Source organism: Sinorhizobium americanum, assembly GCF_001651855.1.
GTDB classification, from domain to species: Bacteria; Pseudomonadota; Alphaproteobacteria; order Rhizobiales; family Rhizobiaceae; genus Sinorhizobium; species Sinorhizobium americanum.
In genome coordinates this window covers 156567-175561 of the sequence record NZ_LNQC01000077.1, presented here as the reverse complement: position 1 = coordinate 175561, position 18995 = coordinate 156567, and the positions used below count along the sequence as shown (strand labels likewise).

20 protein-coding genes, 1 tRNA gene and 2 pseudogenes are annotated in these 18995 nt (G+C 63.8%); 8 read left to right on the top strand and 15 right to left on the bottom strand.

Features of this window, described 5'->3' with window-relative positions:
• Positions 1-164 precede the first annotated feature (164 nt).
• Both ATC00_RS26625 and ATC00_RS26620 read left to right on the top strand, forming a co-directional pair.
• The gene (locus tag ATC00_RS26625; RefSeq protein ID WP_064255055.1) at positions 165-908 is read left to right on the top strand and encodes a sulfate transporter family protein; all 744 of its coding nucleotides are present in this window, start codon (positions 165-167) and stop codon (positions 906-908) included.
• A 68-nt stretch (positions 909-976) separates the two neighbouring features.
• Complete coding sequence (locus tag ATC00_RS26620; protein WP_037390680.1) at positions 977-1186, top strand: SlyX family protein; 210 nt, start codon at positions 977-979, stop codon at positions 1184-1186.
• A 60-nt stretch (positions 1187-1246) separates the two neighbouring features.
• On the opposite strand, the gene ATC00_RS26615 is transcribed toward ATC00_RS26620, so the two are convergent.
• From ATC00_RS26615 to ATC00_RS26605, 3 genes are all read right to left on the bottom strand, one after another.
• Entirely contained in the window at positions 1247-2239 is a 993-nt protein-coding gene (locus ATC00_RS26615) for a BMP family lipoprotein (RefSeq protein ID WP_064255117.1), read from the bottom strand.
• Positions 2240-2453: 214 nt separating this feature from the next.
• Complete coding sequence (gene msrA / locus ATC00_RS26610; RefSeq protein ID WP_037390697.1) at positions 2454-3104, bottom strand: peptide-methionine (S)-S-oxide reductase MsrA; 651 nt, start codon at positions 3102-3104, stop codon at positions 2454-2456.
• A gap of 43 nt (positions 3105-3147) precedes the next feature.
• Positions 3148-3465 (bottom strand): hypothetical protein, encoded by a 318-nt coding sequence (locus ATC00_RS26605; protein WP_037390681.1) that lies wholly within the window; start codon positions 3463-3465, stop codon positions 3148-3150.
• A gap of 279 nt (positions 3466-3744) precedes the next feature.
• Between ATC00_RS26605 and ATC00_RS26600 the strand changes: the two genes are divergently transcribed.
• Positions 3745-3834, top strand: a tRNA-Ser gene (locus ATC00_RS26600).
• 124 nt (positions 3835-3958) lie between these two features.
• Entirely contained in the window at positions 3959-5581 is a 1623-nt protein-coding gene (locus tag ATC00_RS26595; protein ID WP_064255054.1) for an ABC-F family ATP-binding cassette domain-containing protein, read from the top strand.
• Between the two features lie 38 nt (positions 5582-5619).
• On the opposite strand, the pseudogene ATC00_RS33780 reads toward ATC00_RS26595, so the two are convergent.
• A pseudogene (locus tag ATC00_RS33780) lies at positions 5620-5768 on the bottom strand (SOS response-associated peptidase); the annotation flags it as partial.
• A gap of 19 nt (positions 5769-5787) precedes the next feature.
• The gene (locus ATC00_RS26590) at positions 5788-6792 is read right to left on the bottom strand and encodes a 2-hydroxyacid dehydrogenase (RefSeq protein WP_064255053.1); all 1005 of its coding nucleotides are present in this window, start codon (positions 6790-6792) and stop codon (positions 5788-5790) included.
• Positions 6793-7132: 340 nt separating this feature from the next.
• Between ATC00_RS26590 and ATC00_RS26585 the strand changes: the two genes are divergently transcribed.
• Positions 7133-7630: an SH3 domain-containing protein gene (locus ATC00_RS26585; protein ID WP_412458437.1), complete on the top strand. Its 498-nt coding sequence runs from the start codon at positions 7133-7135 to the stop codon at positions 7628-7630.
• 67 nt (positions 7631-7697) lie between these two features.
• Here the strand turns inward: ATC00_RS26585 and ATC00_RS26580 are convergent.
• From ATC00_RS26580 to ATC00_RS26570, 3 genes and pseudogenes are all read right to left on the bottom strand, one after another.
• A pseudogene (locus ATC00_RS26580) lies at positions 7698-8206 on the bottom strand (AAA family ATPase).
• A 47-nt stretch (positions 8207-8253) separates the two neighbouring features.
• On the bottom strand, positions 8254-9246 hold the full coding sequence (locus tag ATC00_RS26575; RefSeq protein ID WP_037390685.1) for an adenosine kinase: 993 nt from the start codon (positions 9244-9246) through the stop codon (positions 8254-8256).
• 129 nt (positions 9247-9375) lie between these two features.
• Complete coding sequence (locus ATC00_RS26570) at positions 9376-9801, bottom strand: VOC family protein (protein WP_037390686.1); 426 nt, start codon at positions 9799-9801, stop codon at positions 9376-9378.
• A gap of 67 nt (positions 9802-9868) precedes the next feature.
• On the opposite strand from ATC00_RS26570, the gene ATC00_RS26565 reads away from it, so the two are divergent.
• Positions 9869-10462: a TetR/AcrR family transcriptional regulator gene (locus ATC00_RS26565; protein ID WP_064255052.1), complete on the top strand. Its 594-nt coding sequence runs from the start codon at positions 9869-9871 to the stop codon at positions 10460-10462.
• Positions 10463-10473: 11 nt separating this feature from the next.
• On the opposite strand, the gene nth is transcribed toward ATC00_RS26565, so the two are convergent.
• Entirely contained in the window at positions 10474-11250 is a 777-nt protein-coding gene (gene nth / locus ATC00_RS26560; RefSeq protein WP_064255051.1) for an endonuclease III, read from the bottom strand.
• A gap of 22 nt (positions 11251-11272) precedes the next feature.
• On the opposite strand from nth, the gene ATC00_RS26555 reads away from it, so the two are divergent.
• Together ATC00_RS26555 and ATC00_RS26550 are read left to right on the top strand one after the other, a co-directional pair.
• A complete protein-coding gene (locus ATC00_RS26555; RefSeq protein WP_037390689.1) occupies positions 11273-11770 on the top strand; it encodes a DUF2244 domain-containing protein in 498 nt (165 codons plus the stop codon).
• A gap of 64 nt (positions 11771-11834) precedes the next feature.
• Positions 11835-12707, top strand: coding sequence for a methylated-DNA--[protein]-cysteine S-methyltransferase (locus tag ATC00_RS26550; RefSeq protein ID WP_064255050.1), 873 nt, complete (start codon positions 11835-11837; stop codon positions 12705-12707).
• 51 nt (positions 12708-12758) lie between these two features.
• Here ATC00_RS26550 and ATC00_RS26545 read toward each other — a convergent pair whose 3' ends face one another.
• The 6 genes from ATC00_RS26545 to mepA all read right to left on the bottom strand — a co-directional run bounded on the left by ATC00_RS26545 (position 12759) and on the right by mepA (position 18916).
• Positions 12759-13394, bottom strand: a complete 636-nt coding sequence (locus ATC00_RS26545; protein WP_037390691.1) for a 2,3-bisphosphoglycerate-dependent phosphoglycerate mutase — start codon at positions 13392-13394, stop codon at positions 12759-12761.
• A gap of 26 nt (positions 13395-13420) precedes the next feature.
• The gene (gene dapB, locus ATC00_RS26540; protein ID WP_064255049.1) at positions 13421-14239 is read right to left on the bottom strand and encodes a 4-hydroxy-tetrahydrodipicolinate reductase; all 819 of its coding nucleotides are present in this window, start codon (positions 14237-14239) and stop codon (positions 13421-13423) included.
• 18 nt (positions 14240-14257) lie between these two features.
• A complete protein-coding gene (locus tag ATC00_RS26535) occupies positions 14258-16063 on the bottom strand; it encodes an ABC transporter ATP-binding protein (RefSeq protein ID WP_064255048.1) in 1806 nt (601 codons plus the stop codon).
• 207 nt (positions 16064-16270) lie between these two features.
• On the bottom strand, positions 16271-17290 hold the full coding sequence (locus ATC00_RS26530) for a glucokinase (RefSeq protein ID WP_064255047.1): 1020 nt from the start codon (positions 17288-17290) through the stop codon (positions 16271-16273).
• A gap of 43 nt (positions 17291-17333) precedes the next feature.
• Positions 17334-17714, bottom strand: coding sequence for a methylglyoxal synthase (locus ATC00_RS26525; protein ID WP_037390623.1), 381 nt, complete (start codon positions 17712-17714; stop codon positions 17334-17336).
• Between the two features lie 134 nt (positions 17715-17848).
• Positions 17849-18916: a penicillin-insensitive murein endopeptidase gene (gene mepA, locus ATC00_RS26520; protein ID WP_064255046.1), complete on the bottom strand. Its 1068-nt coding sequence runs from the start codon at positions 18914-18916 to the stop codon at positions 17849-17851.
• Positions 18917-18995: the final 79 nt, after the last annotated feature.

Genomic DNA, 18995 nt, shown 5'->3' with positions numbered 1-18995 from the left:
CGCAGCGGGCCGCACTTACTCCGCTTTAGAATATCGCCGTCCATGGTGTTTGCCAGCCCGGCCTGTTGAATCGTAGTGCACCGCGAAGGAGTGCGGTGCAAGTGCCTTGCCTACGCCGGTGCGGCTGCCTACATCGAGCCGACTTGCTGTTATGGAGATCAATCATGATCGTCGATTCGGCGCGGCTCGCCTTCGCCAATCTCTTTGCCGCCGAGACGCGCGCGGTTTTCTGGAAGGTCATCGCGCTCACGCTGCTGGCGCTCGTCGCCCTCTGGTTTGCTATGCGCGAGCTGTTCGTCTGGCTGGCGCTGCCCTGGATCGACGTGCTGATGCCCGGCACGCCCGAATGGGCCGGCTGGATCACCTTCGTCTTCGGCATTTTCGCCAGCCTCGGTCTCGCTCTCGCCTTGGCGCTGTTGCTAGCTCCGGTGACGGCGCTGATCGCCGGCTTCTTTCTCGACGATGTCGCCGAAGTGGTCGAGAAGCGGGACTATCCGGCGGAGCCGCCGGGGACCCCGCTGCCGCTCGCCGAGGCGATGGTGAGCTCAGTGAAATTCCTAGGGGTCGTCATTCTCGGCAACATCGTTGCGCTCTTCCTCTTGCTGGTGCCGGGCGTCAACCTCATCGCCTTCTTCCTAGTCAACGGCTATCTGCTCGGCCGCGAATTCTTCGAATTCGCCGCCATGCGCCACCGCTCGCCCGCCGAGGCGCGGCTGTTCCGCGCCAAGCACAGGGCGACGGTGTTCCTCGCCGGACTCGTGATCGCGGCCTTCCTGGCCGTGCCGTTCATCAACCTGCTGACGCCGCTCTTTGCCGCGGGGATGATGGTGCATCTGCACAAGAGGCTTTCGGCACGCGATCCCGGCTTTTCTGCCGTTAACGCCGTCGCAGCCGGAGCGCGCGGCTGACCGCCATGCTTGACGGCGCAGCCAGGTTGGTCAACTTGCCCGTCGATAAAAAAGAGATGGAGAAGCGCATGAGCGACATGGAGAGCCGGATCGTCCGCCTGGAGGAGATGGTGGCGCATCAGGCAAAAACCATCGAGGAGCTTTCCGACCAGCTTGCCGAGCAATGGAAGGTGGCCGAGCAGATGCGCGCCAAGCTCGACCGGCTGACCGAGCGGTTCCTGAGTCTTGAGGAACAGGCCCGTGAGGCGATCCCGGTGACACGACCGCCACACTATTAAGGCGGGCAGCAAAAAGCCGCCGGCACTTGCGAACCGGCGGCCCTGAGAATGTCTTGCCGATCAGTACGGGCAGGTCTCGTCCGTCATGTAGTCGTGCACCTGCACCTTGCCGGAGATGATATCGGCCTTCACCTTCTCGACGGCATCGAGCATTTCGGGCGTGATCAGCGGCTTGTTGTGCTCGTCGAGCGCGTAGCCGACGCCGTCTTCCTTGAGGCCGAGGTTGGAGATGCCGAACTCGAACTTGTCGTCCTTGGCCGCCGTGAAGGCGTCATAGACGGCGACGTCGACGCGCTTCAGCATCGAGGTCAGCACCTTCCCCGGCTGCAGCATGTTCTGGTTGGAATCGACGCCGATGCCGAGCTTGCCCGCATCGGCTGCAGCCTGCAGAACACCGACGCCGGTACCGCCGGCGGCGTGATAGACGACGTCCGCGCCCTGGTCGATCTGCGACTTGGCGATTTCACCGCCCTTGACCGGATCGTTCCAGGCGTCCGGCGTCGTGCCCGTATAGGCTTCGAGCACCTTGACGTCTCCGCCGACAGACTTGGCGCCGCCGACATAGCCGCAGGCGAATTTGTGGATCAGCGGGATGTCCATGCCGCCGACGAAGCTGACGGTCTTCGACTTGGAGGCGAGCCCGGCGAGTACGCCGACGAGGTAGGAGCCCTCCTGCTCCTTGAAGACGATCGATTTGACGTTCGGCTTCTCGACCACCATGTCGATGATGGCGAACTTCGTATCCGGATATTCCGCAGCGATCTTTTCGAGCGATGCGGCCCAGTTGAAGCCGGCCATGACGATCGGGCTATTGCCGTCGCTGGCGAAGCGGCGCAGCGCCTGTTCGCGCTGGGCATCATTGGCGATCTCGAATTCGCGGTATTCGATGCCCGATTCGGCCTTGAACTTTTCGGCGCCGTTGAAGGCCGCTTCGTTGAAGGATTTGTCGAACTTGCCGCCGAGGTCGTAGATGAGCGCCGGCTTGACGTCGGCGGCCAGCGCCGTCGCCGACATCATCGAGAAAGCAAGGAGACCGAGAATGGTTTTTTTCATCTTGAAGCCCTGTTGTCGCAATTGATTCTTTTCGGGTCTTCCGCCGGCGGCATGAGCTTCGTCCGCGGAGCCCGCCCCTCTTCTGTTTAAGGCTTGGGTGGCCGCATCCTTGCACGGCTTCTCGCAAAAAAACATCCAAAATTTTTCAGATGGTAAAAAAGCCGCCGGCTCGCTGCGGAGCGCCGGCGGCGGGCGCAAGCGGACAAACTTCGCTTCAGCCGATCGGGCAGCTGACGCCGGTGCCGCGCAGGCCGCAATAGCCGCCCGGATTCTTGGCGAGATATTGCTGGTGGTAGTCCTCGGCGAAATAGAAGGGGCCGGCAATCGCAATTTCCGTGGTGATCTCGCGGCCGTGATTGAAGGCCCTGAGTGCCCGCTTGAAGGTGTTGCGCGCGGCATTCGCCTCGGCAAGCTGCTCCTCGTCGAAGACATAGATGGCCGAACGGTAAGTCGTCCCGATGTCGTTGCCCTGCCGCATGCCCTGGGTCGGGTCGTGCTCCTCAAAAAAGGTCTTGAGCAGCCGGGCAAGCGACTGTTTTTCCGGATCGTAGACGACCAGCACGACCTCCGCATGGCCGGTCAGCCCCGTCGTCGTCTCCTGATAGGTCGGATTCGGCGTCAGTCCGCCGGAATAGCCGACCGCGGTCACGTGGACTCCGGGGACCTGCCAGAAGAGCCGCTCGGCGCCCCAGAAGCAGCCCATGCCGAAGAGCACCTTCTTCATGCCATCGGGGTAGGGGCCCTTCAGCGGCCGGCCGGAGACGAAGTGTGCTGCCGCCGTCGGAATTTCCTCGGCGCGGCCGGCAAGCGCGGTCTCGGCGTCGGGCAGGATGTTCTTCTTGTTGAACATGTCGATCAGAAACATCTGCGGCTCCTTCCGATGACCGAAAGCGTTGAGCGGCGCGGCTTCAAGCCGCAAAGCGCCCGGCGGCCGGCTTCTTCCTGTATCCTGCCATCCACAGGACGAGCGCGACGACGAGCATGACGGCGAAGGCCGGCTGCATGAAGATCCAGTGCAGGACGGTCAGCCAGATGGCTGGTCCCGCATCGGTCCGCTGCAGGGATTGCACCCAGTTGAGCGCATCCGGCCCGAGCAGCCCGATCCCTTCCGCAAGCGGCGTCAGCACCGGCTCGGAGGCGGCCACCGACTGGATCGAATCGACGGTGCCGGCAAGCACGGCGGCCATCAGCGCGACGAAACTTGCAAAGCGCAGCAAGAGCCGCATTCACCCTCCTTGGCCGGGTCCGCCCCTTGAAGCCTGTCGATTGTTTCCAGCCGCCCGATTCACGCTCGGCGCATCTTGTGGAAAGAGATAGGCTCGCCGCCGGGCAAGCGCAATGGCGGAGCGCGCCACTACATCTCACGCAATGTCAACAATCTGTCAGAAACCAGTTGATCCGCCGCCAATCATCGGTATATATCGCGCCCGTCCGCCGGTTTTGCCGGCAGCACGGTGGAGTTCACTCCCCCATCCAGCCGGAGTGACCAACGGCTGCAGACGGATGGACAGGTGGCCGAGTGGTTGAAGGCGCACGCCTGGAACGCGTGTATACGTGAAAGCGTATCGAGGGTTCGAATCCCTCTCTGTCCGCCATATCTCAATTTGAAACCGGCTGCCCGCGGAACCTTCGCGCCCGCAAGATGCACCCGGTCGCGTGACAGCGGCACCGACCCGTGGCATAGGGGTGCCCGCAAACACCATCAGGTCTTTCCCCCGCATGATCCGCATCGAGAATATCAGCAAGTCCAACAGTCACCGCATTCTCTATATCGAAGCCTCCGCCGCCTTGAACCGCGGCGAGAGGATCGGCCTTGTCGGCCCGAACGGCGCGGGCAAGACGACGCTTTTCCGGATGATTACCGGCGAGGAACAGCCCGACGAGGGGCAGGTCTCGGTCGAGAAGGGTGTGACGATCGGCTATTTCGACCAGGATGTCGGCGAGATGGCGGGGCGGTCGGCGGTTGCCGAGGTGATGGAAGGGGCAGGCCCCGTCAGCGCCGTGGCGGCGGAACTCCGCGCGCTCGAGGCGGCCATGTCGGATCCGGACCGGATGGACGAAATGGACGCGATCATCGAGCGCTACGGCGAAGTGCAGGCGCGCTACGAGGAGCTTGACGGCTATGCGCTCGAGGGGCGTGCCCGCGAGGTCCTGGCGGGGCTCAGCTTCAGCCAGGAGATGATGGATGGCGACGTCTCCAAGCTGTCGGGCGGCTGGAAGATGCGCGTGGCGCTCGCCCGCATCCTGTTGATGCGCCCGGACGTCATGCTGCTCGACGAGCCGAGCAACCACCTCGATCTCGAAAGCCTGATCTGGCTGGAAAATTTTCTGAAAAGCTATGACGGCGCCCTGCTGATGACCTCGCACGACCGCGAGTTCATGAACCGGATCGTCACCAGAATCATCGAGATCGATAGCGGCGCTTTGACGAGCTATTCCGGCGACTATGGCTTCTACGAGGAGCAGCGGGCGCTGAACGAGAAGCAGCAACAGGCCCAGTTCGAGCGCCAACAGGCGATGCTCGCCAAGGAAATCAAGTTCATCGAACGCTTCAAGGCCCGCGCCTCGCACGCCGCGCAGGTGCAGAGCCGGGTCAAGAAACTCGAGAAGATCGACCGCGTCGAGCCGCCGCGCCGACGCCAGACGGTTGCCTTCGACTTCCTGCCGGCGCCGCGTTCCGGGGAAGACGTCGTCAATCTCAAGAACGTCCACAAGGCCTATGGCAGCCGGACGATCTATGGCGGACTCGACTTCATGGTGCGCCGGCGCGAACGCTGGTGCATCATGGGCATCAACGGCGCCGGGAAATCGACGCTGCTGAAACTCGTCACCGGCACCGCCGCGCCTGACGAGGGCAGCGTGACGCTCGGCGCCAGCGTCAAGCTCGGCTATTTCGCCCAGCATGCCATGGATCTGCTCGACGGCGAGAGCACCATCCTTCAATGGCTGGAGGAGCGCTTTCCCAAGGCGGGCCAAGCGCCGCTCCGAGCACTGGCCGGTTGTTTCGGCTTTTCCGGCGACGACGTCGAGAAGCGCTGCCGGGTGCTCTCCGGCGGCGAGAAGGCGCGGTTGGTGATGGCGGCGATGCTGTTCGACCCGCCGAACTTCCTCGTCCTCGACGAGCCGACCAACCACCTCGACCTCGACACGAAGGAGATGCTGATCAAGGCGCTCTCGGCCTATGAGGGTACCATGCTGTTCGTCTCGCACGACCGCCGCTTCCTGTCGGCGCTTTCCAACCGCGTCCTGGAGCTGACGCCCGACGGCATTCAGCAATATGGCGGCGGCTATCGGGAATATGTCGAGCGCACCGGACAGGAGGCGCCGGGCCTGCGCGGGTGAGGTTCCGCGCCGGGTCGGCGGGATCGCTGCCGCGCAGCTTAGTCCCCGTCCGGCGGCTCCACCGGATTCAGAATGTCCGCCGCATCATATTCGGCGAACCGACCTTCCGATCGATCGGCCACATGGTGATCAGTTCCGCCGGGAACGGCTTCATCAGATCGGACGGATCCGCTTCCGGCGAAAGCCACAGTTTCTCACTTGCCGCTTCAATCCCGCCCCGGCAGCACCCGGTCCGGCGGGCGGTGGCCGTCGAAGAAGGTGCGGATGTTGATCACCACCTTGTCGCCCATGTCGATACGGCCTTCGAGCGTCGCCGAGCTCATATGCGGCAAGAGCACGACCTTGCCCTCGCCGGCGAGCCGGATGAGCTTGGGATTGACGGCCGGTTCGTTCTCGAAGACGTCAAGGCCGGCGCCGGCGATCTTGCCCTCCCGCAGGCTCTTGATCATCGCCGTCTCGTCGATCACGTCGCCGCGGGCGGTGTTGACGATGTAGCTGTCGGGGCGCATCAGCGCCAGCCGGCGCGCCGAGAGCAGATGATAGGTGGCGGGCGTCGACGGGCAATTGACCGAGACGATGTCGACGCGGGCGAGCATCTGGTCGAGGCTGTCCCAATAGGTCGCCTCCAGCAGCTCCTCGGTCTCCCGCTTGACGCGATGACGGTTATGGTAGTGGATCGACAGCCCGAAAGCCTTGGCGCGGCGGGCGACCGCCGTGCCGATCCGCCCCATGCCGACGATGCCGATGCGCTTGCCGGCGATGCGCCGACCGAGCATCCAGGTCGGCGACCAGCCGGCCCATTCGCCCTTGCGGTCGGTCAGCACCTGCGCGCCCTCGGCAAGCCGGCGCGGCACCGCGAGGATCAACGCCATGGTCATGTCGGCGGTGTCTTCCGTCAGCACGTTCGGCGTGTTGGTGACGGTGATCCCCCGGCGGGCGGCGGCATCGACGTCGATATTGTCGACGCCGTTCGAGAAGGCCGCGATGAGTTTCAGTTGCGGCCCGGCCTGCTCGATCAGCGCCGCGTCAATCCGGTCCGTCAGAGTCGGAACCAGCACATCGACCCTCTTCACCGCAGCAACCAGCTCCGGCTGGCTTCGCGGCGTGTCGTCGATGTTGAGTTCCGCGTCGAACAGCTCGCGCATTCGCGTTTCGACGGCTTCCGGCAGTTTCCGGGTGATGTAGACGGTTGGCTTCTTCTTGCTTGTCATGCCTGTGAGCGGCCCTCGTTGACGGGTCCTTAACCAAGTTGGGTGATAGTTCCTCGCTATAGCCGCAATTTCTACCAGACCCGGTGGGGAAGACAATTGAAAGTCGCTGTCCGGGTAAAGGATTCGCGGCGCGCGCCGCGAGGCGCGTCCCCTGGGTGCTTCTCGGATCGGAACCGGCCCGAGGATTGGAACAAGCGGCAATTCAAAGTGCCACGGCGAGCTTTGTGCGTCTGAGAAGGCGAGCGACCCCGTGGAGACGCCGCAAGGCTTCGCTTACGATCGGAACATGGGCTTCGTCATGCGTCACTTCATTTCCAAAGCCTCTCTATTGCTGCTGGCCATGGTCCTCGCAACGGCTAGCATGAATTCCGCCGCCTTCGCCCAGGCGGCCAAGGGTCCAAGCGGCCTGCCGCTCCCCCGCTTCGTCAGCCTCAAGTCCAAGAGCGTGAATCTGAGGATCGGGCCGAGCCTCGATTACGCGGTCGCCTTCCGCTATCTCAAAACCGGCGTCCCCGTCGAGATCATCCAGGAATACGACAACTGGCGCCGCATCCGGGACGCCGACGGCACGGAAGGCTGGGTCAACCAGGCGCTGCTTTCCGGCGATCGTACCGCCGTTGCCGCACCATGGATGCGCGGCAAGGGCGAAAGCGTCTTCGTCAATTTGCGGCGCGACCCGCAGAGCACGGCACCGATCGTCGCCCGCATGCAGCCGGGCGTGCTCTTGCATATCGGCGAGTGCAATGGCGACTGGTGCCATGCCGAGACGCAAGGGGTAGAAGGCTGGATCGCCCAGGCTGAAATCTGGGGCGCCTATCCGGGCGAGGCCTTCAAGTAGGCCGCTCCGGCCAGCGACCACGCCCCCAGCTAAGCGTTCGCCTCAGAATCGACGGGCGTGCCGAAGGTCATGACTTGGTCGGTCCTAACTTCGAAATGAGATCGGCAACGAGTTCATCCACGCCCATCTTTGCAGTGTCGATAACGAGGGGACGCGGCATCCAATCTTCATAAACTCGATTGGTGATTTCTTCCCACTTTGGCTTTGTCAGCCCCCGTACATCGGTCTTCCGGGTTTCTACCGCCGACGATGCTCCACTTTGTCCGAGCAGATGATCTCTACCTCGATGGCCGATTTGCCCGATCGCTTTGCTACCGACAGCCAAGCATCTCTGGTTACGCGGAGGCAATTTACCGAATCAGCGATGACGGTATTGCCGAGAGTGAGATTGTCTTCAGCAACTCCATAGGCCACCACATATCCTGCTGGCCCGATGTCGGAGTTTAGACCGCCCGAAGCCCGGATGCTTTGCTCGATCGTGTCGACTCGCACATGCACTGCATGCAGTTGCTTCGCAAGGGCGCGCGCAACTGTCGTTTTCCCGGTTCCCGGTAAGCCGCCCAGAATGATGAGCATGAGCAGAGCTTTCGATTGTCCTCACACCGATTTTCAGTCGAAATGCGTCAGGCGAGGGCGGCCTCCCGGGCGGCGCTGGCGAGCGAGATCATCGGGCGCGGGCCAATCTGGCCGATGACGATGCCGGCCGCCAGATTGCCGAGCTTGCTGCAATCTTCGAGCGATCTGCCAGTCGTGTAGCCGTAGAGGAAGCCGGCGGCATAGAGGTCGCCGGCGCCGGTCGTGTCGACCACCTGCTCGACCGCGGTCGCGCCGACCCGCACCCGTTCCTCGCCGCGAACGACGATAGAGCCTTCCTCGCTGAGGGTCACGGCGGCGAGCTTGCAGTCCTTGGCAAGCATTCGAAGCGCCTGGTCGAAATCGTCCGTCTCGTAGAGCGCCAGCGCCTCCTGCCTGTTGGCGAAGACTATGTCGACGGTGCCGGAACGCATCAGGTCGAGAAATTCGTCGCGATAGCGGTGCACGCAGAAACTGTCCGACAGCGTCATCGCTGTTTCGCGGCCGTGCGCATGGGCAATTTTCGCAGCCTCGCGGATCGCGTCCTTGGCGCGCGGCGGATCCCAGAGATAGCCCTCGAAATAGGTGACCGTCGATTGAGCGACGACGTCGGCCTCAACGTCCTCCGGACCGAGTTCAACGCAGGCGCCGAGATAGGTGTTCATCGAGCGCTCGCCGTCCTCGGTGACGAAAATCATCGAGCGAGCGGTCGGCGGCAGGCTCTCGAGCGGCCTGGTCTGGAAATGAACGCCCTGTGCGCGAATGTCGTGGGTGAAGATCTGGCCGAGCTGGTCGTTGGCGATCTTGCCGAAATAGGCGGCGCGACCGCCGAGGCTCGCCACACCCGCGGCGGTGTTTCCGGCGCTGCCGCCGGAGGCTTCCACAGCCGGGCCCATGCGCGAATAGAGCAATTCCGCCCGCTCCGCATCGATGAGGTTCATCGCGCCCTTGATGATGCCGTTGTGCACGAGAAAGCTGTCATCGCAGCGCGCAATGATATCGACGATCGCGTTGCCGATCGTCAGTACATCGAATTTCGTCATGAGCTCCGTCCGGTTCCTAAATGGCCGGTGTTCGTTAATAGCGGTTTTCCGACCATTTGGAAGAGCCGTGCCGCCTTTGAGGCGCGCGAGCAATGCCGGAGCTCTAAGAATGCTGCGAAAATGTCGCCATCACGCCGGCAGCGCCCTTTCATCATAGGCATCCGCAAAGTCGGCGCTTGGCGGGATCGGCTTGATGACATCGATCATCACGCCGTTTGGATCGGCGGTGATGAAATGCCGCTGGCCGAAGTCTTCGTCACAGAGGGCCTTGAGAATGGGAAGCCCGGCGCCGCGCATCTCGGCATAGAGCCGATCGGGATCCTCGACTTCGAAATTCAGAAGCAGGCCCTGAACGGGTGCTCGACGCTGTTCCGGAACGGTCTCGTGGCGATAATCGAGAACCGCAAGCGTGACGCGTTCGTCCTCCGTCGACTGCAGATGCATGTACCAGTCGCTCTCGAAAAGAGCCTCAAAGCGAAAGTGCTTCACGTAGAAGTCGGCCGTCGCCGGCACGTCGGCGGTCATGATCACCGGATAATAGCTCGTCGATTTCATGCTTTTCCTCCATTGCTCATTATCATACAATCTGCATGTATCTTCAGTTAACATACAGGCTGTATGTATGCAACAGGAATCAGTGCGGCGCTCGAATCGTGAGCGTTCAGATACGACCCGCGCCGCCATCATCGACGCGGCACACGAACTCTTCGTCGCCAAGGGCTATGCCGACACGGCAACGCCGGAGATCGTCGCGGCGGCGGGGCTTACGCGCGGCGCGCTATATCACCATTTCGAGGACAAGAAGTCGCTGTTTCGGGCGGTGATAGAAAGGGAGGCGCGCGAAGTCGCGGCGGCGATCGAACGGTCCGCTCCCGAAGGCCTCGCGCCTCGCGAGGCGCTGCTCGCCGGGGCAGCCGCCTATTTCGACGCAATGGCGGTTCCCGGCCGGGTGCGCCTGCTGTTGCTCGACGGCCCGGCCGTCCTCGGCGTCACCGAGATGGCGGCGATCGACGCCGCGCATGGCGGCAGAACTCTGGAAGAAGGGTTAGGCACGGCCATGGCTTCCCACCGCCTGGAGGAAAAGGCGGTCAAGGCAATGGCCTTTCTCTTGTCCGCCGCCTTTGACCGGGCTGCGCTCGAGATCGATGCCGGTGCGGCGCGGGCCGATTATGCCTATGCGATCGACAGGCTGATCGATCGGCTGATCGATCCATGAGGCGCCAGTCGTCAGCCGGCGACGGGCAGGATCTGCGGCGGCAATTCGATGAGCGGCGCCGGAATGTCGCAACTCTTTTCGGGCGACTTGCAGAGGTCTGCGATGATGCAGCGCTCGCATTCCGGCCGGCGGGCCTTGCACACATAGCGGCCGTGCAGGATCAGCCAGTGATGGGCGTGATAGAGATATGTCGCCGGGATGTCCCGCATCAGATTGGCCTCGACCTCGTCCGGTGTCTTGCCGGGTGCGAGGCGGATCCGGTTGGCGATGCGGAAGAGATGCGTGTCGACGGCGATCGTCGATTGGCCGAAGGCCATCTGCAGCACCACATTGGCGGTCTTGCGGCCGACGCCCGGCAGCGTCATCAGTTCCTCGCGCGTCTTCGGCACCTCGCCGCCGAAATCGGCAATCAGCTTTTGGCTGAGCGCAATGACGTTCTTCGCCTTGTTGCGGTAAAGGCCGATGGTCTTGATATGGTCGCGCAGCTTCTCCTCGCCGAGCGCCAGCATCTTTTCGGGCGTGTCTGCAATGGCAAAAAGCGGCCGCGTCGCCCTGTTGACGCCGGCATCGGTCGCCTGCGCCGAAAGCGCCACCGCCACCAGCAGCGTGAAGGCGTTGACATGTTCGAGCTCGCTCTTCGGCTCTGGCCGCTGGACCGAGAAGCGGCGGAAGATTTCCTCGATCTCCGCCTTGCTATAGACACTGCGCTGCCGCGTGGATCGGCGGGCAGCCGTTGCCGCGCGCGGTTTCGCGGGTCCCGGCGACAATTTGCGCTTCACGTTTTTCATGCTGCATCTATAGTCATTGGTTATGACCGAAGGCAACGCCGAGACAAGCATCAACGACGCGCCGATCTTTTCGGCGGAACTCACCCCCTACCGCTCGCTCGGCTTCAAAGGGTTCAAGATCCTGCTGATGATCGCGGCTGCGATGAGCGCCGTGCATGTCCTGGTGTTCCTGGTCATCGGCGCCTGGCCGATCGTGTTCTTCTTCGGCCTTGATTTCGTGCTGCTCTTCGGCGCCTTTTGGCTCAACTACCATTCGGCGCGCGCCCGCGAGGAGGTCAGCGTCTCGCGCACCGACGTGTCGGTGAGGAAGTTCGCGCCATCGGGAAACATGATCGAGCATCGCTTCAACCCCTTCTGGGCGCGCTTCAGCATCAAGCGCCACCAGGAGATCGGCATCGTCTCGATGAGGATCAGCGGCGACGGCCGGCAGACGGACGTCGGTTCGTTTCTCAACCGCGACGATCGCGAAACCTTCGCCGTCGCCTTCTCCCGGGCGCTCGCCACGGCGCGGTCGAGATGAATCAAGAATCGGGTGGTTATCCGGTCTCCCGCATGGTTTCCTGCGGCATGACAGGAGATGATCCATGAACGTCGTCACAACCATTCCCACCGACATCACCCCGGACGGCACCGATTACGACACCGTGCGCCATGTCATCGAGATGCTGACGGAGGACTACCGCGACCAGCCGTCGCTCGAAACGATCGCCCGCCGCCTCCGCCAGTCGCCGACTCAGCTCCAGAAGGTCTTCACCCGCTGGGCCGGACTTTCGCCGAAGGCCTTCCTGCAGGCGGTGACGCTCGATCACGCAAAGCGGCTCCTGCGCCAGGAAGAGATGCCGTTGCTCGAGACCAGCATCGAGGTCGGGCTCTCCGGCCCCGGGCGGCTGCACGATCTCTTCGTCACCCATGAGGCGATGTCTCCCGGCGAGTGGAGGGCGCGCGGCGCGGGACTGACGATCCGTTACGGCTTCCATCCTTCCCCCTTCGGCACGGCGCTGGTGATGGTGACCGACCGCGGCCTCGCGGGCCTCGCCTTTGCCGATGCGGGCGAGGAGCGGGCGAGCTTCAAGGACATGGCCCGCCGCTGGCCGAACGCCGTCTATTTCGAGGACAGCGCCGCAACGGCACGCTATGCGGCACGTATTTTCAACCCGGAGCGCTGGTGCGCCGACGAGCCGCTCAACATCGTCCTGATCGGCTCGGACTTCCAGATCCGGGTCTGGCAGGCGCTGTTGAACATTCCGCTTGGCAAGGCGACGACCTATTCGAAGATAGCCGGCGAAATCGGCCAACCGACCGCGTCGCGCGCCGTCGGAGCGGCCGTCGGCCGCAACCCGATCTCCTTCGTCGTGCCCTGCCACCGGGCGCTCGGCAAGGGCGGCGAACTCACCGGCTATCATTGGGGGCTGACGCGAAAGCGGGCGATCCTCGGCTGGGAAGCGGGAAAGGCATGAAACAAAATGGGGCGCCGCGGCGCCCCTTTTGATCGATCGAGGATGTGGGGCTCAATGCGCGGCCGACATGTCGCCGAGCACTTCCTTGGAGGCGACGGTGGAATCCGCCTTCAGCTTGTAGACCATCGGCACGCCGGTCGCGAGGTTGAGGTTCAGGACCTGCTCCTTGGTAAGGCGGTCGAGCACCATGACGAGCGAGCGCAGCGAATTGCCGTGGGCGGCGACCAGCACTTTCTCGCCGGCAAGCACGCGCGGCAGGATTTCGGTCAGGTAGTACGGCCAGACGCGGGCGCCGGTGTCGCGCAGGCTTTCGCCGCCGGGCGGCGGCACGTCATAGGAGCGGCGCCAGATATGCACCTGCTCCTCACCCCATTTGGCGCGGGCATCGTCCTTGTTGAGGCCGGAGAGATCGCCATAGTCGCGCTCGTTGAGCGCCTGGTCGCGGATCGTTTCGAGCGACGACTGGCCAACCGCATCGAGCACCATCTGGCAGGTGCGCTGGGCGCGGACGAGATCGGAGGTGAAGGCGATGTCGAACTTGATCCCGTACTCGGCGAGCGCCTTGCCGCCGGCCATGGCTTCCTCGACGCCAAGCTCGGTCAGGTCCGGATCGCGCCAGCCGGTGAAAAGGTTCTTCAGGTTCCATTCGCTCTGGCCGTGCCGGACGAGGACGAGAGTGCCGCTCATTTCGATTTCCTCTTGAGTTTGACGTGTCAGTTGAGCCCGAGAACATCGAGCATGGAATAGAAGCCGGGCTTCTGGCTGCGCGCCCAAAGAGCCGCGGTGACGGCGCCGCGGGCAAAGATCGAGCGATCCGTGGCGCTGTGCGATAGCGTCACCAGTTCACCCTCGCCCGCAAGGATCACGGAATGCTCGCCGATGACCGAGCCGCCGCGCAGCGTCGCGAAGCCGATCGTGCCCTGCGGGCGGGGACCGGTATGGCCGTCGCGTACGCGGACCGAATGGTCCGCAAGATCGATGCCGCGTCCCTTCGCCGCCGCCTCGCCAATGAGGAGCGCCGTGCCCGAAGGCGCGTCGACCTTGTGCTTGTGGTGCATCTCGACGACCTCAATATCCCAATCGGCGGGTCCGAGCGCGCGCGCGGCCTTCTCCGTGAGCACGCCCAGGAGATTGACGCCGAGGCTCATATTGCCCGATTTGACGACACGGGCATGGCGGGCGGCCGCGCGGATCTTCGCCTCGTCATCGGCGGAGCATCCGGTCGTGCCGACGATATGAACGATGCGCGCCTGTGCCGCGAGGCCGGCGAATTCGACGCTAGCCGCCGGCGCGGTGAAATCGAGCACTCCCTCTGCCTCGACGAAGGCTTCAAGGGGCTTGTCGGTGACGGGGACGCCGATCGGTCCAAGGCCGGCAAGCTCGCCTGCGTCACGGCCGAGGAAGGGCGAGTTCGAGCGCTCGATCGCGGCATGCAGCCGCACGCCGGCCGTCTGGTGAACGATCCGGATCAGCGTCTGGCCCATACGACCGGCCGCGCCGACCACCACGAGCTTCATGTCCGTTTCGCTCATCGCCAGATTTCCTCGTAACTATAGGATTTTCGCTTCGTCGGGCAGGTCAGCGCCGTTGCCCTGGAGATTGTGGAGGCGAGCGTAGAGACCGTCCGGCCGCCGCGCAAGCTCCTCATGCGACCCCTCCTCGACGACCCTGCCGTCCTTCATCACGACGATCTTGTCGGCATTGACGACGGTCGAGAGGCGGTGGGCGATGACGATGACGGTACGCCCGCTCATCGCCTGGTCGAGCGCCTTCTGCACGGCGGCCTCGGACTCGGTGTCGAGCGCCGAGGTGGCCTCATCGAGAAGAAGGATCGGCGCGTTGCGCACCAGCGCGCGGGCGATCGACAGGCGCTGCCGCTGGCCGCCGGAGAGCGTCACGCCATGCTCGCCGACCGGCGTGTCGTAGCCCTGCGGCTGCGCCAGGATGAAGTCGTGCGCATAGGCAAGCCTTGCGGCCTCCTCGACTTCCTCATCCGTGGCATCGGGACGGCCGTAACGGATATTGTCGCGGATCGAGCCTTCGAAGAGATAAGGCTGCTGCGAGACATAGGCGAGGCCGTTGCGCAGCGACTGCTTGGTAACGCCGGCGATGTTCTGGCCGTCGATCAGGATCTCGCCGGATTGCGGATCGTAAAAGCGCGGGATGAGGCTAATGATGGTCGACTTGCCGGCACCGGACGGGCCGACGAGCGCCGTCGTCTTGCCGCCCTCAGCCCGGAAGCTCACGCCCTTAAGGATCTCATCGCCATTGGCATAGGAAAAGCGCACATCGCGCAGTTCGACGGTCGCCTCGCCGAGTTTCAGTTCGGTGGCGTCGGGCCGGTCGCGCTGATGCGGAACCGTGTCGAGGATCTCGTAGATCATGCGGGCATTGACGGCGGCGCGCTCCATCGACACCTGCAGCCGTGCGAGGCGGCGGGCCGGATCATAGGCCATCAAAAGCGCCGTGACGAAGGCGAAGAAGGCGCCCGGAGGCACGTTGCCGTAGATCGTCCGGAAGGCGGCATAGGCAAGCACGCTGGAGATCGCCAGGCCCGCGAAGGTTTCGGTCATCGGCGCCGTGCGCTCGCTCAGGCGCGCGATGCGGTTTGCGCGGTTCTCGGCCCGATCGATGATCGTCTCGACCTTGCGGCGGAGCTCGTTCTCCATCGTGAAGGCCTTGATGATGGTGATGCCCTGGATCGTCTCCTGCATCGCCCCGAGTACCCGGCTGTTGACCTCGATGGCCTCGCGTGTCGCCAGCCGCAAACGCCTCGAAATGTAGCGCAGTCCGAGGAACAGCGGCGGCGCGACGAAGAAAACGATCAGCGAGAGCAGCCAGTCCTTGCTGAACATGACGCCGACCAGACCGATCAGGGTCAGGAAGTCCCGGGCGATCGATGTGACCGTCATGTTGAGCACGTCACGTATGCCGCTGACGTTTTGGCTGATCTTCGCCGCAAGCTGCGCCGAGCGATGCTCGTGGAAATAGCCGACGCTGAGCGCCATGATGTGTGAGTAGAGCCGGCGCTGGTAGCGCGCCACGATGTTGTTGCCGATCTTCGAAAGCGCGACCGCCTGACCGTAGGTCGCCAGACCGCGCAGGACGAAGGCCGCGAAAATGGCGGCGCAGATCACAAGCACGATATCCGCCCGCCTGTTGGCGAAGGCTTCGTTGACGACCGTTTCCATGATCCAGGCGGTGAAGCCGGTCGTTGCCGCCACGACGATCAGGCAGGAAATCGCGAAGGCATAGCCCCGGATGTGATCGCGACCGTTCTCGGCGATGACGCGCCGCAAAATTCCGGTGATCGTCTCGGAATCGATCGCGCGCTGTTTGCTGTTCGTCGCGTTCAAGAAGCCCGTTTTCCCTGGCCTTTCTGCATGTTTCCTTGGATCTTAGCCGATCTAAGGAAACATGCAGCAATTCAAACTGCTACAGCGACCTTTGCGCGTCTGATGCGACGCGCGGCGCTGTAATGGCATGCCGCACGTCGCCGCCACGTGTCGGGGGTCTATAGTGGTTTGAAGCTGCTTTGGCGAGTCTTTGCATCGGCCCGCCGCTCAGCTTCGCCAGCGCCGTCCCTCCATTGCAACACCGAAGTCTCTCGGCGTGCGTGCGAAGGCGGCAAGCCCCGAAAGCGCCGCCATGGGATGGACGACCGCGAAGGTCGGTATGGTTTGCATCAGTGCCGAGTGCGGCGCCTTGTTTTCGAAGGCGGCGCGGAATTCCGGCCTCATCAGCGCCGGCAATATCTTCTGCGAAATTCCGCCCGCGAGATAGACTCCGCCGCGGGCCATGAAGGTGAGCGCCATGTCGCCGGCGACGCGGCCGAGATAGGTGCAGAACAGCGACACGGTCTCGACCGCCGCCGGATCCTGCCCGGAAAGCGCGCTGGTCGTCACTTCCGCCTGATCCTTGAGCGACGGCTCCAGGCCATCGGCAGCGCAGACGGCGCGGTAGAGATTCATGATGCCGCGTCCGCAAAGGATCTGCTCCCCCGCCATGCGGCCTCCGATTGGCTCGAGGAACGGCCATATTTGGAAATCGCGCTCGCTGCGCGGACCGATATCCACATGCCCGCCTTCGCCCGGTACGGGGATCCAGGTGTCCTGGGCAAAAACGAGGCCGGCGACGCCGAGGCCGGTGCCGGGGCCGAGCACCGCGCGGGAACTCCGCGGCCGGATGCTGCCGCCGCCGATCTGCACGACATCCTCTTCGGCCGGCGCAGCGATCGCGAGTGCCTGCGCCTCGAAGTCGTTGATGACCAGCACGTCCTGCAGCCCGAGCTTCGCCAGCATGTCCTTCGGCCGGATCACCCAGCCGGCATTGGTCAGCGGGATCTCGTCGCTCTTGATCGGCCCCGCCACAGCGAGGATCGCCGAACGCGGCCTTTCGGAGATATTGTCGAGAATGCTCTTCTTGAGCGCCTCCTCGATCGTCTCGAAGTCGCCGGTCTTGATCGGCGGAAGCTGCAGGGGCTCGGCGGACCGGTCAGCGAGCAATGCGAAGCGGGCGTTCGTGCCGCCGATATCGCCGATCAAGATCGGAAAGGAGAAGCTCTGGTCACTCGCAGTCAGCATGGCAGATTCGTCCCGGCTCGCGCGTATAGTTTCCGAAGATGTATCAGCTGCGCCTGAAGTCGATCAACTGCTCGGCGGTCGCCCGGTTGAGCGCCATCGGAATGTCGTAGACGATGGCTAGACGCATCAGCGCCTTGACGTCGACGTCGTGCGGCATGGCGGTCAGCGGGTCGACGAAGAAGATCAGGCAGTCGATGTCGCCGGTGGCGATCAAGGCGCCGATCTGCTGGTCGCCGCCAAGCGGTCCGCTCTTCAGCCGCGTCACGTCGAGGCCGGGGCAGGCGTCGAGAACGCGGCCGCCGGTCGTGCCGGTGGCAACGATCTTCCAGCCGGAAAGCGTCGCTTCGTGCGCTTTGGCGAAGGCAGCGAGATCATCCTTCTTCTGATCGTGGGCGATCAGGGCGAGACATTTGCGATCGGCCATGCTGCGTCCCCGGCAAGCTCACGGGGCCGGAGCGGAGAGCACGGCGCAATCACACTTCCGGTCCCGATTTAAATCGATTTGAACGCCTATACAGGAGTGCCGTGAAATTGCAAAGACACGGCTTGCATGTTTCCCTATTGCAGAGCGGGACGCGGCAGCGGCACGGGAATCTCGGCAAGCGGCGTCTCGGCCGCGGCGCCGATGACGGCTTCGATGCTCGTCGCCGCGGCGGGAATGGCGGCCGGAGCACGATAGGCCGTGCCAAAGGTCGCCTGCTGTTCGGAGGCCGGAGCCGGGCCGTTCAGCACCAGTGTGCAGGCCTTCGGCAGGTCGGAAAGGGTCGCAAACTTGGGCTTCGGCGGCTTCTCGCCGGGCTTCTTCTTCGGTTTTGCCCAGGGTGCGTCGGTAAACCACCAGGCGAGTGACTTGTCGCAGCCGTCGCCGGCGGGCACGGCGGCCTGGTCCTTGCAGCCTTGCGAGCCGGCCGGGCATTTGATGCGAATATGGAAATGGTAGTCGTGGCCGTAGATCGGTCGCACCTTGCCGAGTGCTGCGCGATCGCCCCGCCAGGTGTCGCAGAGTTTCTTCTTGATCGCCGGATTGACGAAGACGCGCTCGACCTCCGGATAGCTCGCCGCCAGCATGATCAGCCGCGCATGGGATGGCGTCCAGACGGAGCGGTCGATCGTCAGGAACTTGCTCTTGTCGAGCATCGAGGTCGCGGAGATCGATTCGCGCTCCTGATAGCTGAGCGTCTTCTGCGGCATCGGCGTCAGCCAGATGTCGGCGTCGAGACCGATCTGGTGCGACGCATGGCCGGACAGCATCGGACCGCCGCGCGGCTGCGAGATGTCGCCGAGGAGCAGGCCCGGCCAGCCGATTTTTGCGGCCGCGTCGTGGGAGAAGCGCTCGATCAGCGCGATCATCTCGGGGTGCCCCCAGCGGCGGTTGCGCGACAGGCGCATGGCCTGCCAAGTCGGGCCGTCGGTCGGAATGGCGATGCCGCCGGAAAGGCAGCCCTTGGAATAGAAGCCGTAGGACGTCGGCGCCGCCACGGTCGGCAAGGCCCTGGCACCGAAGAGCTCCTTGGCCGGCGTGCCGTCCGCCGAGGCCGCATCGGTCGCGAGAAGACCCGTGCTCGTCACCAGCGCCAGCAGTGCGGAGCCGCAGCGTCGAAGCGCGGCACGCGTATCAAGTCCCATTCCATTTCCCCCATCGGCAGCGACGCGCAACAGGCGGGCTCGATCCCGCCAATTCTATCCTGATTCGCCGCGGTTGCAT